The 14,142-nt window shown below is 47.1% G+C and carries 7 protein-coding genes; 3 read left to right on the top strand and 4 right to left on the bottom strand.

The window, feature by feature from the left end:
* Nucleotides 1-41 precede the first annotated feature (41 nt).
* Nucleotides 42-1,838 (bottom strand): chloride channel protein, encoded by a 1,797-nt coding sequence (locus LS482_RS05160; RefSeq protein WP_233030682.1) that lies wholly within the window; start codon nt 1,836-1,838, stop codon nt 42-44.
* Between the two features lie 431 nt (nt 1,839-2,269).
* Nucleotides 2,270-4,039, bottom strand: coding sequence for an aspartate--tRNA ligase (gene aspS / locus LS482_RS05155; protein WP_233031798.1), 1,770 nt, complete (start codon nt 4,037-4,039; stop codon nt 2,270-2,272).
* A gap of 293 nt (nt 4,040-4,332) precedes the next feature.
* On the opposite strand from aspS, the gene LS482_RS05150 reads away from it, so the two are divergent.
* From LS482_RS05150 to LS482_RS05140, 3 genes are all read left to right on the top strand, one after another.
* Complete coding sequence (locus LS482_RS05150; protein ID WP_233030681.1) at nt 4,333-7,311, top strand: SusC/RagA family TonB-linked outer membrane protein; 2,979 nt, start codon at nt 4,333-4,335, stop codon at nt 7,309-7,311.
* Between the two features lie 16 nt (nt 7,312-7,327).
* Entirely contained in the window at nt 7,328-8,647 is a 1,320-nt protein-coding gene (locus LS482_RS05145; RefSeq protein ID WP_233030680.1) for a RagB/SusD family nutrient uptake outer membrane protein, read from the top strand.
* Between the two features lie 195 nt (nt 8,648-8,842).
* Nucleotides 8,843-9,199, top strand: a complete 357-nt coding sequence (locus tag LS482_RS05140; RefSeq protein ID WP_233030679.1) for a toxin-antitoxin system YwqK family antitoxin — start codon at nt 8,843-8,845, stop codon at nt 9,197-9,199.
* 73 nt (nt 9,200-9,272) lie between these two features.
* Here LS482_RS05140 and LS482_RS05135 read toward each other — a convergent pair whose 3' ends face one another.
* Nucleotides 9,273-12,770 carry an efflux RND transporter permease subunit gene (locus LS482_RS05135; protein WP_233030678.1) on the bottom strand — a complete coding sequence of 1,166 codons (3,498 nt, stop codon included), beginning with the start codon at nt 12,768-12,770 and terminating at the stop codon, nt 9,273-9,275.
* 196 nt (nt 12,771-12,966) lie between these two features.
* On the bottom strand, nt 12,967-14,133 hold the full coding sequence (locus LS482_RS05130) for an efflux RND transporter periplasmic adaptor subunit (RefSeq protein ID WP_233030677.1): 1,167 nt from the start codon (nt 14,131-14,133) through the stop codon (nt 12,967-12,969).
* Nucleotides 14,134-14,142 lie beyond the last annotated feature (9 nt).

Below are 14,142 nucleotides of genomic sequence, written 5' to 3'. Positions count from 1 at the left end.
ATTACCGATGCCAAAGACAGGGGCGGTAAGATTTTTTATGTTCAGCGTGCCGTGAAGGATATGAGTTTGCGCCGGTAGGCCGTGAGCAGTTTTGATTTTGATATAAAACCGACATACATATTGTCTTTAACCACAGGCAGGTTCCAGGCCCCGCTGTCCTGGAATTTTTTCATGACTTGGGTCATATTATCCTTTTCCAGGCGGATAATGGCAGGAGGGTCGTGCATAACATCGGAGACCTTGACTTCCTTGTAGAGCGACTGGTCAAACATGATGGGACGAATATCATCCAGCAGGATAACCCCGGCCAGGGAGTCGTCTTTTTTGTTCAGTACGGGAAAGATGTTCCGGTTGGATTTGATCACGGCATTGTGCACCATGTCTCCCAGGGTCATGTCGGGATATACGGGAATAAAGTTTTTTTCGATGACCCTGCCTATGTCCATCAGGGTAAGGATAGCCTGGTCCTTATTGTGGGTAATAAGTTCTCCTTTGCGGGCCAGCTCCATGGTATAGACCGAATGGGAAATAAAATATTTGGTGATGGCAAAAGAGATGGCCGATGTGATCATAAGCGGGATAAAGAGTTCATATCCTCCCGTAAGTTCCGCGATAAGGAAGATGGCCGTGAGCGGTGCGTGGAGCACCCCGGCCATAAGGCCCGCCATACCCACCAGGGTAAAATTACTTTCGGAAACCGCAGGGTTTCCCAGCCCGAGTACATTGATGATCTTGGCTACACAGTTGCCCATAATGCTGCCCATAAACAGTGTGGGGGCAAATATTCCGCCCACGCCCCCGGCACCAAAAGTGAGACAGCTGGCAATGACCTTAAAGAACATCAGTCCGGCCAGGAGCAGGATCACTGTCCATACATTGTCCGGGCTCAGGTTAAAGAAATTGTTGGTCAGGGCCTTTTCAGGGTGGCCTTTGATAAGGTTGTTGATAACGTCAAAACCCTCACCGTAGAGCGGAGGGATAAAAAACAGCAGTAACCCGATGCCCAGGCCGCCTATGAGCAATTGGTTTACGGGCGATTTGATTTTATCGAAAAGACTGTGGGTTTTGTGGTACACTTTGGCAAAGTAAATGGATACCAGCCCCGAGATCATTCCCAGGACAATAAAGAAAGGCACATCGTTAATTGAAAAAGCGTCTACAATTTTAAACGGTAATAAACTGTCTGAACCGAAGAAAAAGTATGAAGTGATAATTGCCGATATGGAAGCCAGTAAAAGCGGGAGCATGGAGGCCAGGGTAAGGTCCAGGCTGAACACTTCGATGGCAAAGATAATGGCGGCAATGGGGGCCTTGAAAATGGAAGAAAGTGCACCCGCCGCAGCACAGCTGATGAGCAGTGTACGGTTGGCCTGGTTCATATGGAAGAACCTTGCAATGTTGGAACTGATGGCCGCCCCGGTGGCTACAGTGGGGCCTTCCAGCCCTACGGACCCTCCGAAACCGACGGTTACGGGAGCAGTGAGGACAGAGCCGATCATCTGGAACCGGCGGATGATTCCCTTTCTCTTGGAAATGGCATAGAGTGTAGACGGAATACCGTGGCTTACCCGGTGCCGTATCACATACTTCATGAGAAGGTAAGTGATGGTGAGCCCGATAATTGGAAAAACAAAATAAAAGGCATGGTGGTAATATTGCACCAGGTTGTTTTCCAGGAGGTGCTGTATAAAGTGGGTGAAGTTTTTAAGTACCACCGCTCCCATCCCGGAAGTGAAACCAACAAGTATGCTGAGTATGATGATAAAGTGACGTTGGGAAATGTGCTTGGCGCGCCATATTAAAAACCTGGTGAGTAATGATTTTTCGTGCTTTGGCATAGTACCGGTTTTCACCAAAATAGAACTTATGAATTAATATTCAGTTTATGAGTTCTTAAAAGCTCAGGAAAGCGCAAAATTAAAAACATTAATACGGTTAATCCAAGTTTTTTACGTTTTTTAAACTCCATAAAAAATCCCGTTACATTTAATACAGCACGGGATTTGTATACATAGGCTATAATTTCGGGCAACTTTTGCAATGTGTTTTGCCCTTCTTTTTATATTTTTTGCAGCATTTCTTTTTCTTTTTGCATTCCATGCTGCATAATACGGCCCAATGTGCGGGATCAAAGCGCGTTCCGGCGGCATCTTCGCTGTAACTCTGCATCTGCTACTTTAAATTAATTCTAAATAAGTGCAAATATAGTATAAAATATTGAATGTCAAATCCAAAATTTAAAGAACAGCGTCAGCATCCCCGGAATACATTAGGCCCCGTTTGCAGGATCGGGGAGGCGCAGCTGCAGGTTTAATTCCTCCAGTTGTTCCCCGGCTATAGGGGAAGGTGCGTTGATCATAACGTCCCTTCCGGCATTGTTCTTCGGGAAAGCGATAAAGTCGCGAATGATCTCCTGCCCGCCGAGAATGGCCACCAGACGGTCAAACCCGAAAGCGATACCCGCATGGGGCGGTGCGCCGTACCGGAAGGCATTCATAAGGAACCCGAACTGGGCTTCGGCCTCTTCTTTGGTGAAACCGAGCAGTTCAAACATCTTACTTTGCAACTGTGCGTTGTGGATACGGACAGAACCTCCGCCTATTTCGTTGCCGTTGAGTACCAGGTCATAGGCATTGGCCCTTACTTTACCGGGGTCGGTGTCCAGCAGGGCAATGTCTTCCGGTTTCGGGGAAGTGAACGGATGGTGCATGGCATGGTAACGTTCGGTTTCCTCGTCCCATTCCAGCAAAGGGAAGTCCACCACCCAAAGCGGTGCAAATTCGTCAGGTTTCCGCAATCCGAGGCGTTCTGCCATTTCCATGCGGAGGGCACTCAGTTGTGTTCTTGTTTTATCCGTAGGCCCCGCCATGACCAGGATAAGGTCGCCGGGCTGTGCCCCGGTGGCTTCTGCCCATTGTGAGAGGTCTTCCTGCGAGTAGAACTTGTCTACCGAAGATTTGAGCGATCCGTCTGTATTGTATTTGGCCCAAACCAGCCCGTTGGCCCCGACCTGCGGGCGTTTTACCCAGTCGATGAGGGCGTCGATCTGTTTCCGGGTGTATGCTGCCGCTCCCGGTACCGCAATACCTGCTATCAGTTCCTGGGCGTCAAAGACATTAAATCCTTTTCCCTTGGCCAGTTCGTTAAGTTCGGCAAACTCCATCCCGAACCGGATGTCCGGTTTGTCATTCCCGTATTTTTGCATGGCTTCCGCATAGGACATTCTCGGAAAGCTATCGGTTTCCACCCCTTTGATTTCCCTTAAAAGGTGTTTGGTCATGTTTTCGAAGACCGTAAGGATGTCCTCCTGGTTCACAAAGGTCATTTCGCAGTCTATCTGGGTAAATTCCGGTTGCCTGTCGGCCCTCAGATCTTCATCCCGGAAACATTTTACAATCTGGAAATACCTGTCCATTCCGCCAACCATAAGCAACTGCTTAAAGGTCTGCGGCGATTGCGGAAGGGCGTAGAACTGCCCTTCATTCATACGGGAAGGCACCACAAAATCGCGTGCCCCTTCGGGTGTGGACTTGATGAGGTAAGGCGTCTCCACTTCAATAAAACCTTGTTGCGAAAGATAGTTACGCACCTGCATGGCCACCTGGTGACGGAAGATGAGTTTGTTCTTCACCGGGTTTCTGCGGATGTCCAGGTAGCGGTATTTCATGCGGATGTCCTCACCGCCGTCCGTATTGTCCTCTATGGTAAAAGGGGGAAGGGTAGCCGTGTTCAGGATCTCCAGGCCTTTCACCAGTATCTCGATAGTTCCTGTGGGAATGTTCTTGTTTTTGGATTCCCTTTCGATAACCGTACCACTTACCTGTACAACGAATTCCCTGCCCAGGGTCTTTGCCTTTTCGAAAACGTCTTTGGGAGTTCGGTCTTCGTCAAAAATAAGCTGGGTGATACCGTAACGGTCGCGGATATCGATCCATATCATAAAACCTTTGTCGCGTACCTTTTGTACCCAGCCGGCGAGGGTAACTTCATTGTTTATATGAGAACTTCTCAGTTCTCCGCAAGTGTGACTTCTGTACATGGTCTGTTCATTAGTTAATGTCTCCAGTATTCTTTTTCCGGGCAGACGGACGGCATGCATATACCGGAATAATATCCTTTTTGCATGCTTTTCCGGTTGGCTGTAATCCCGGGATGCAAATGTAAGAAGATATATGATTTTGTGCGGGAAGGACTTTGTGATTTTTAATGATGAGAAAACACGTGTTAACAATATTATTATGTGAATTATATGATATTTAAATTTAACTTATTTCAATTTAAAAGTTAAATTTTCACTAATTTGGTTATATGTAACTTTAAAAAGAACATATTATGAAACCAACATTATGTAAATTATTTTCCTTGTGCCTCCTATGCCTTGCCCCGGTAGGAGCCATGGCACAGGGAGAAATTAACGGAACCGTGAAGGAAGCCGGATCGGAGTTGCCTTTACCGGGGGTAAACGTGGTTGTTAAGGGCACAACTACCGGGACAGTTACTGATTTTGATGGAAACTTTCAGCTTAGTGTGGATAGTTTTCCTGTAACACTTGTTTTTTCGAGTTTGGGATATACCACAGTTGAAGAACAAGTCGGTGGAGCAACTACCCTGAACATCGTTATGGAACAAGATGTTACGGGACTGGAAGAAGTGGTGGTTACGGGATTGGCCACATCCATTAAAAGGAGTAATGCTGCCAATGCTGTGTCTTCCATTTCTGCCGAAGAGCTGGTGGGTGTTGCTCAGCCGCAAACACTGGACGGCGCCCTTGCCGGTAAATTTACGGGGGCCCTGGTGAGTGCCAACTCCGGAGCACCGGGGGGAGGATTATCTGTTAAATTGAGGGGGATAACCTCCATTTTCGGGAACTCCCAGCCGCTGTATATCGTTGATGGTGTTTATGTTGACAATTCATCCATCTCTGCAGGATTGAATGATGTATCCGGTGCTGCCGGTCAGGGCTCTTCTTCCAACCAGGACAATGCCTCCAACCGTATTGCCGACCTGGACCCTAACGACATCAAGAACGTAGAAATATTAAAAGGGGCCTCCGCAGCAGCCATTTACGGATCGCGGGCAGCTGCCGGGGTGGTTATCATTACCACCAAGAGGGGACGTCAGGGAAAGACGCAGTTTAATTTATCACAATCCTTCGGGTTCAACAGTGTGATCAATTTGCTCGGGCTGAGGGACTGGAACGAGGAGCGCGCCCTTGACGCCTTCGGGGAAGGTGCGGATGCCGATTATGCCGAAGCCCGTGACGCCGGAACCCTGGTGGATTATGAAAAAGAGATATTTGATAACAAGGGCTTTATCAGCAGCACCGGTTTCAGTGCCAGCGGCGGGGGAGAGAAAACAACTTTCTACGCGGGGATGAGTCACAAAAACGAAAAGGGCATTGTAAAAAACACGGGTTACGAAAGAGTGTCCCTGCGACTTAACCTGGATCACAGGGTATCTGACAGGATAAAATTAAGCCTGAATTCCAATTACATATACTCCTCGGCCGACCGCGGTTTTTTTAACAATGACAATACCGGGTCGACTATCGGGGTTACGCTTACTTCCCTGCCGCCCTGGGCAAAACTGCAACCGGACGAAGAAGGGAACTATCCGGATAACCCCTACGGAGGCTCTAACCCTTTGCAGACCATTGCCCTGATGACCAATAATGAAAAGGTAAACCGCTTTATTGTGGGCGGGTCGGCTAACATCGATATTTACAAGGAGACCAATTCCGGTCTGGAATTGATACTCCGCGGAGGCCTTGACAGCTATAACCTGAATACCCGGGCCATTTTCCCCAAGGAACTACAGTTTGAAAAAAGATCTAACAGCGGGGTGAACGGACAGTCCATACAGGGATCGACACAAAATAAGAATATCAACTTTTCTGCCTTCCTGGTGCACAATTTTAATACGGACAGCAACATTAATTTCCGGACCCAGGCCGGTATTACCCGGGAGATGTTTGACAGGAATACTTATCTGATCTCCGCATCTGATCTCATCGCTTCCGAAACCAATGTAGATCAGGCTGCTTCACAACAGGTGACCCAGTTTCGGTTGAAACAGGAAGACTCCGGTTTTTTTGTACAGGAAGAGGTGAATTTTCAGGATAAACTGATCGCCACTGTCGGGGTAAGAGGGGATAAATCGTCCAACAACGGGGATGCCAATAAGTTGTATTATTATCCCAAGGCCTCCCTGGCCGCCAACCTGCACGAATTTGGTTTTTGGGATCTCGGGCAGGTCAACCAGTTTAAGTTACGGGCGGCCTACGGGGAAGCGGGTAATTTCCCGGCTTTCGGCTCTCCCTTTACCTCCTTTAACAGTACGTTGATAGGGGGAATTGGCGGCTCCAGTGTTAACGGGATTATCCTGGACGGCATTTTGGGGAACCCGGACATTGAACCCGAAAGACAAAAGGAGCTTGAACTTGGATTTGACCTGGGTTTACTGGATAACCGGATCGGTCTTGAGTTTACCTGGTACAATAAAAAGGTTGACGACTTGCTGGTTCAGACCAACAGGGAGCCTTCTTCCGGTTTTACAACAGAGTGGAGAAATGCCGGGAACCTGAAAAACACCGGGATAGAGATCACGTTAAATACAAGGCCCTTTGAAAGCGAGGACTTTATGTGGAACAGTGATGTTACCTTCTTTAAGAACAAATCGGAGATTACGGAACTTAACGTGCCGGCCTTTAACCTCGGGGCTTTCGGGGCTTCTCTGGGAACTTTCCGTATCGAGGAAGGACAGAGTGCTACCCAGATTGTCGGCATTAGCCCCGACGGACTGGTTAAATTCGGGGATGCCGAACCGGACTTCCAGATGACTTTTAATAACAACTTCAGGTATAAAGGCCTTGAACTGTCATTTTTGTTTCACTGGAAAAAGGGCGGGGATAATATCAACCTTACCACCCTGCTCAGCGACCTGAGCAAAACAACACACGACTACGACGATTTTGGTCTCGATCCCGACGGAACCTTGTCAAACGGGGAATATCGTGCCAGCCAGGTAGGGACCTCGGCAGAAGTTTTTGTGGAAGACGCTTCGTACCTGAAACTGCGGGAAGCGGGACTCTATTACAATTTCCCCGGCGAACTTGTGGAACGCTGGTTTGACGGGTATGTAGCTCATATCAAGCTGGGCTTTACAGGAACCAACCTGTTAACGTTCTTCGATTATAACAGCTACGATCCCGAAGTGTCCAACTTTGGAGGTAACGGCTTGTCTACGGGGGTGGATGTGACCCCTTTCCCGTCCTCCAGGCGCTATATGTTTAACCTCTCTGTTGACTTTTAACCTAAAAATCAAGATCATGAAATCCATATATAAACTATTTTTTCTGACCGCTATTATGGCAACTTGTCTTATGAGTTGCGAAGTGGAAGAATATCCGAACCTGAACAGCCCCGACCTGGACAACCTGCTGGAAGACCCCGGACTGGGCGATATCCAGGACCTCATAGGAGGGATGCAGTCCGGTATGCGTGCCAACATTGGTACTTACCTGGACGATTGCGGGGTCATTGGCAGGGAATATTACCGTTTTGCCACTTCCGACCCGCGTTTTACTTCCGATTTGCTCGGAAAAGGGTCGGCCGTACTGGACAATAATACCTTTTATACAACAAATCCCTGGGCTGCAAGATACAGGGTTGTTAAAAGTGCCCTGGTGGTACTGCAAGCTGTAGAGACAACAACTGCCGATATTACCGATGCGCAAAAAAACGGTATAAGAGGTTTTGTAAACACCATCCGTGCCTATGAACTTCTGCTTAACCTTAACCTTACTTATGAAAATGGTATCCGGATAGACATGAGTGATCCGGATAACCTGGGACCTGTAATAGGGTATGACGAAAGCCTGGCAGGCATTCAGGAAATATTGTCAACGGCCGCTACCGATCTGTCTTCGGCGGGAAGCGCTTTTCCTTTTCAGTTATCGGGTGGTTTTGACGGTTTTGATTCACCATCCGGTTTCTTAATGTTCAATAGGGCCATTGCTGCCAGAATTGCTGCCTACCAGGGAGATATGCAAACCGTGGCAGGTTTGCTGGAAGATTCCTTTTTTGATATGAACGGAAGTCTGGACACGGGTGTTTATTACGTGTTTTCAGCCGAAGGTAACGATGTCTTTAACCCGATGTTCTTTGCACAAAACTCTACCGCTTCCAATGCAAGGATCGCACACCCTTCTTTTCTGGAAGATGCGGAGGCCGGAGATAACAGGACCGCTAAAGTAACGGAAAGGGAAGAATCTTTGACGCTGGATAACCTTACGGGGACCCACGATTTCTTTGTGTATATCTCTAATGTATCTCCCGTTCCCATTATCAGGAATGAAGAACTGGTTTTATTATATGCCGAAGCCAATTACCAGTCAGATCCGGGAGAAGCCGTGGCGGCGATTAATGTGGTGAGGAACGCTGCTGGTTTGCCGGATTATTCGGGGGGAACGGGACAGGAAGCATTACTGGACGAAATTTTAAAACAACGCAGGTATTCGCTTTACGGAGAAGGACATCGCTGGATTGATATGAGAAGGTACAACAGGCTGGACGAACTGCCGATAGACCGGGCGGAAGATGATGTCTGGCAACAGTTTCCCATTCCGTTGAACGAGAATGTGGAATAGTTTCAGTCGGGATATAATGATTATCAGCAGGCTAATAAAGCAAGAATACTTCAGATAATCATTAAATGTCTGATTATTAGGGTTTAATTTGTTTAATGTTAATTTAATGTTACGTAAATGTTTTTTTAATGTAAATATTTTCACTATCTTTGTTATAGACGAAGTTGGAAAAATCTATTCAAAAAAAACATAACTATGAAAAATATAACATTAATAGCAGCCTTATTGTTCAGCGGATTCCTGTTTGCCCAGGAACCGGATGTTAAACCCGTACTGGAAAAAGAGGGAGACCTGGTAAAAGCGACCTATTTCCACGATAACGGAGAAATTGCGCAAAAAGGGTTTTACAAAAATGGGAAACTGCATGGCGAATGGAAAGCATACGATATTGAAGGGAACAAAGTTGCTTCGGGGAAGTATGACGAAGGAAAAAAAGTAGGAAAATGGTTTTTCTGGACAACCGAGAACCTCAATGAAGTGAATTTTGAGAACAGTAAAATAGTGAGTGTTACCAAGTGGGGTAATGCCAGACCTGTTGTATTGAACAAATAATCCCTGAGTTTATTCAAAATAAAAACGGGACTGCCAACGCAGTCCCGTTTTTTTGTTTGGTTAATGTTACGTATTATGCTGAAGGGGAAGGTTCGGTATCTTCCGGGATATCGTTGTTGTTTCCGTTCTTTTTTCTTTTACCCAGCAACCACGTCTTGAAACGGCTCACCAGATAAAAGGTTACCGGAACAATGATCAGTGTAAGGAAGGTAGCAAAGGTCAGTCCGAAAATTACCGTCCATGCGAGGGGGCCCCAGAAGATCACATTGTCACCACCCAGGTAGATTTTCGGGTCCCAGTTCGAGAACAGGGAGAAGAAATCTATGTTGAGTCCTATGGCCAGGGGGATAAGCCCTAATACAGTGGTAATAGCCGTTAATATTACCGGACGCAGACGTGCTTTCCCGCCGTTTACTACAGATTCTATCAAATGATCTTTTGAAAGTACACTGCTTTCCGGCATATTCAGTTCGTGTTTCTTCCGGTCAATGAGCAGCTGGGTGTAATCCAGCAATACCACCCCGTTGTTCACCACAATACCGGCCAGGGAAATAATCCCCATCATGGTCATGATGATAACAAAGGTCATGTTAAAGATAACCAGCCCGAACAATACCCCGATAAAGCTCAGGAAAATGGCCAGCATAATAATGCTCGGTTTGGATATGGAACCGAACTGGAATATGAGCAGTAACATGATCAGTCCCAAACCGGAAGCCAGTGCCCCGAGAAGGAATTTCATGTTCTCTTCCTGTTCTTCCATTTCCCCGGTAAAGGCATAAGAAGTATTCCTGTCGGGAAGTTCAAAATTTTTCAATTCCGATTTTAACTGGCTCACAATCTCGTTGGCATTGTAACCGGGGAGCACTGCCGAATAAACGGTTACAAGGCGTTTTAGGTTCCTGTGTTTGATAGCACTGAAGGAGGCCGTGTTCCTTCGGGTTACCACTGCGGCAATCGGGATCTCCTTCACTTGCCCAGTAGCCGCATCCCTGAAAGTTACTTTTTGATTGAACAGGGCGCTGGTGTTGTACCTGTTTTCTTCATTAAAGCGAACATTGATATCGTAATCTTCGCCTTCTTTTTTATAAACACCGGCCTTTTCACCAAACAGGGCCCTTCGCAATTGCGTACCTACCTGTCCGGCAGAAACCCCGAGTTCCCCTGCTTTTTCCCGGTCAACCGTGACTTCCATTACCGGTTTGTTGCGGTTGACGTCAATTTTCAGTTCTTCGATACCGCTGATGCTTTTTTCGTTGATAAAGTCGCGCATACGCTCGGCAGTGTGTACGAGTTCTGCATAATCTTCACCCTTGATCTCTATGTTAATGGGATATCCGGCAGGCGGGCCAACGGCATCTTTTTCAACGGAAATACTGACACCAGGATATTTTCCGGCCAGTTTTTCCTGGACATCTTTCCGCAGCTCTTCACTGTCCTGTCCCCGACGGTATTTGAACTCCCTGAGGGTCACCGTAACCTTCCCCTTATGGGGCATTTCTGCAGAAGAGCCTCCGTCGGTTTCCGGGTTTCCGGCGCCTTCACCGACCTGTGATACGGCAGATTCTACCATGTAATTGTAGTCACCATCCATAAACCGGGGCGCATTCAAAACGCTGTAAACGTCCTGTTCTATCTCTTTGGTGATGGCATTGGTCTTGTCAATATCCGTTCCCTGGGGATATTCTATATAGACAATGATCTGGTTGGGTTTGTTATCCGGGAAAAACTCTACCTTGGGCCCCGCAATTCCCACCAGTACAAAAGAGAAGAACAGTAACAGTATGGTACCTCCCACAAAGGCATAAGGATGCCACCCGCGGAGGGCAAAGGTCAGAAATGATTTGTATTTATCTTCCAGCCAGATGAGGAATACCCTTTGGAAGCGGTTGGCCAGTTTTTTAATAAAATATTTGTATATCCAGAACATAGCTGCCGTTACGATCATCAACGTACCTACACCTCTGGCGGCCCCTTTCATGAAGATCAGTAATATTCCCAGTCCTCCCAGTATAACGGAGAGGCGGATGAGCTGTTTTCTCGAAAGTATCCGGTTTGTGATCTCCATAAAGTTGGAGACCAGCATGGAGTTCATGAATATGGCCACAAAAAGCGAGGAACCGAGGACAATGGACAATGTCATGGGGAAGTAGATCATGAATTCACCCATTACACCGGGCCACATGCCCAGCGGGATAAAGGCCGCAACCGTAGTGGCCGTAGAAACGATAATGGGAAGGGCGATTTCACCGATACCTTTTTTTGCGGCTTCTATCCGGTTCATACCTTCTTCTTCCATAAGGCGATAGACGTTCTCCACCAGTACAATCCCGTTATCCACCAGCATTCCCAGTCCCATTACCAGGGCAAAGAGCACCATGGTGTTCATGGTAAAGCCCAGGGTTTGTGCGATCATAAAAGACATCAGCATGGACATGGGGATGGCAAAACCGACAAACAGTGCGTTCCTGAAGCCCAGGAAGAACATCAGAACGCCTACTACGAGTATCACACCGAAGATGATGTTGTTGACCAGGTCGTCCACCTGGTTAAGGGTCTGTGTAGACTGGTCGTTTGTGATGGACAGTTGTACATCTTTTGGGAGGTAGTTTTCCTGGGTGTCATCCACAATGCTGTAAATACCTTGTGTAGCGTCGATAAGGTTTTTTCCTGCCCGTTTTTTTACGTCGAGCATCACCACGTTCTCCCCGAATTCCCTTGCAAAGGTGGTCCTGTCTTCTTCCTTAAAAGAGATTTCGGCTATATCTCTCAGGTAAATGGCCCCGTCTTCCGATTTGACGACGAAGTTCTGTAATTCCTTCGGATCTTCGATCTCCCCGAGTACCCGGATGGTCCTCCGTTGCCCGCTGGTTATGAGATTTCCTCCCGATATAGTGGCATTTCCGCCGTTAATGGTGTTTATGACGTCGTCAAAACTCACCTTGGCCGCCATCATTTTATAAATGTCCACGGCAACTTCTACTTCCTTGTCCTGTGCCCCGCGGATATCCACCTGTTTTATCTCCTGCAGGGTCTCTATTTCATCTTCCAGGTATTCGGCAAAATCCTTTAGTCTTTCTACCGGGTAGTCCCCTTTTATATTGACGTTCAGTATGGGGACCTCTTCTGAAAAGTTGAGGTCAAACACATTGGGCTCTACCTTAGCCCCGTTGAAAGTGGGCCAGTCTTCATCGGCCTTTTCCGAATCCACCTTGTCCTTTACTTTCTGTTTGGCGGCATCTACGGCGATGTCTTCATCGAATTCTACGGTAATTATGGAATAGTCTTCCTGTGATGTGGAAGTGATCTCTACCACATTGCTCACATTCCGCAATTCCTTTTCCAGCGGGTCGGTAATAAGCTTTTCTATATCTTCGGCAGTGTTGCCCGGATACAGGGAGCTGATGTATATCTTGGTTTCCTTGATTTCAGGAAAACTCTCCCGGGGCATGGTGTAGTATGCCGATAGCCCCATGAAGAAGAAAATTGCGATAACGACATATATGATGGTCCTGTTGTTGATCGCCCATGACGACGGGGCAAATTCTTTATCTATTTTTTTATTATCCATTGGTTTCGAAGTTTATGCCTGTTTGCATACAGACAAGATTACTGGTTTGGATATTTCTGTTTTTAAAATCGAATCCCGAATCTCATATCACAAATTGGTATGAGATGGTAAACTGTTTCATACAGTGCTCTCCGGATGATCGCAGACTATCGTATGCGGTCTGAGGTCAGGTTTTGGTTCAATGTTCAATTAAACCCTACTTTATAATTTTTACCATCTGGCCTTCTTCCACACTTCTCGCACCTTCATTGATGAGGTAATCTCCGTCTGATATACCGTCCAGCACTTCTACGATATCTCCCTGGGTTTTCCCGGTTTTTATGATGACCCTTTTTGCCGTGGCCTCATTTTTCGAACCGTTGTTTTCGGCCAGATAGACATATTGTTCTCCGTTGGCATTTTCCGAAATGATATTTTGCGGGATGAGTATGGCATTTTCACTGGTATAATCATTTACCTTTAGTTTAGCCGTAAGGTTGGGCTTTATATCTCCCGACTCGTTGGGGACATCAACTTCAACTTTAAAAGAGCGGTTGTTGGGGTTTATGTAGTTGCCCACCTGCCTTACCTTGGCATCCACGGTTTCTCCCAGTACGGGAAAATCAATCTGTACATCGGTCCCTTTTTTGATGCTTGCCAGGTATTTTTCCGGTACTTCGGCCTCTATATACATATTCCTGAGGCTTACGATACGCATCAGTGCGGTTCCGGGAGCTACTACAGCGCCCTGGTCGGTGATCACATCGTCTATGGTGCCGGAAAAGGGAGCGGTAACGGTAGTCCTGGTTATCTGGTCCTTTAACTGGGCAATGGCCTTTTCCTGCGATTCGTATGATGTTTTGGCATCCAGGAACTGGATTTCCGAACCAATGTTCTGATCCCATAAGCGCTTTTGACGCTCATAGGTGGTCCTGGCAAGGTTGGCCTGAACTTGCAGCTGGGCAAGTTGCTGGGAAAGGCCGCCATCGTCTATTTTGGCCAGTAATTGTCCTTTTCTTACGGCCTGTCCTTCTTTGACATAAACTTCCTTGAGTATACCGTTGTATTCGGCGTTAATGACAATATTCTGCTTGGTGCTTACACTCCCCTGTACTTCGATATAGTGGTTAAAAAGGGTGTCTTTGACTCGTGTGGTAGACACCAGTGTCAGTTTGTGGAGAGTATCGAGTTTTGAGATGGCTTCGTCCAGCCGGGTCAACTGGCCGGAGAGCTCGTCCCGTTGGATCACCAGTTCGCCTCTTTTGGTCTTCATTTCCTGGAGGGAACCGCCCTCAATAATACTTTCTACCGATTTTTTGCCGCCACCGCCTCCGCAGGAGGCCAGAAGAGCAATACTGAGGACAGGGATATATAATTTTTTCATGGTCATTTT

Origin of the sequence: Sinomicrobium kalidii (genome assembly GCF_021183825.1) — a bacterium.
Taxonomy (GTDB): Bacteria; Bacteroidota; Bacteroidia; order Flavobacteriales; family Flavobacteriaceae; genus Sinomicrobium; species Sinomicrobium kalidii.
The sequence above is the reverse complement of the archived record's forward strand: the minus strand, read 5'-3'. Positions and strand labels throughout refer to the sequence as shown.

Excerpts from the sequence above, each read along its gene's own strand:
- LS482_RS05160 (WP_233030682.1), bottom strand. The coding sequence starts at position 1,838 with ATGCCAAAGCACGAAAAATCATTACTCACCAGGTTTTTAATATGGCGC.
- aspS (WP_233031798.1), bottom strand. The coding sequence starts at position 4,039 with ATGTACAGAAGTCACACTTGCGGAGAACTGAGAAGTTCTCATATAAAC.
- LS482_RS05150 (WP_233030681.1), top strand. The coding sequence starts at position 4,333 with ATGAAACCAACATTATGTAAATTATTTTCCTTGTGCCTCCTATGCCTT.
- LS482_RS05145 (WP_233030680.1), top strand. The coding sequence starts at position 7,328 with ATGAAATCCATATATAAACTATTTTTTCTGACCGCTATTATGGCAACT.
- LS482_RS05140 (WP_233030679.1), top strand. The coding sequence starts at position 8,843 with ATGAAAAATATAACATTAATAGCAGCCTTATTGTTCAGCGGATTCCTG.
- LS482_RS05135 (WP_233030678.1), bottom strand. The coding sequence starts at position 12,770 with ATGGATAATAAAAAAATAGATAAAGAATTTGCCCCGTCGTCATGGGCG.
- LS482_RS05130 (WP_233030677.1), bottom strand. The coding sequence starts at position 14,133 with ATGAAAAAATTATATATCCCTGTCCTCAGTATTGCTCTTCTGGCCTCC.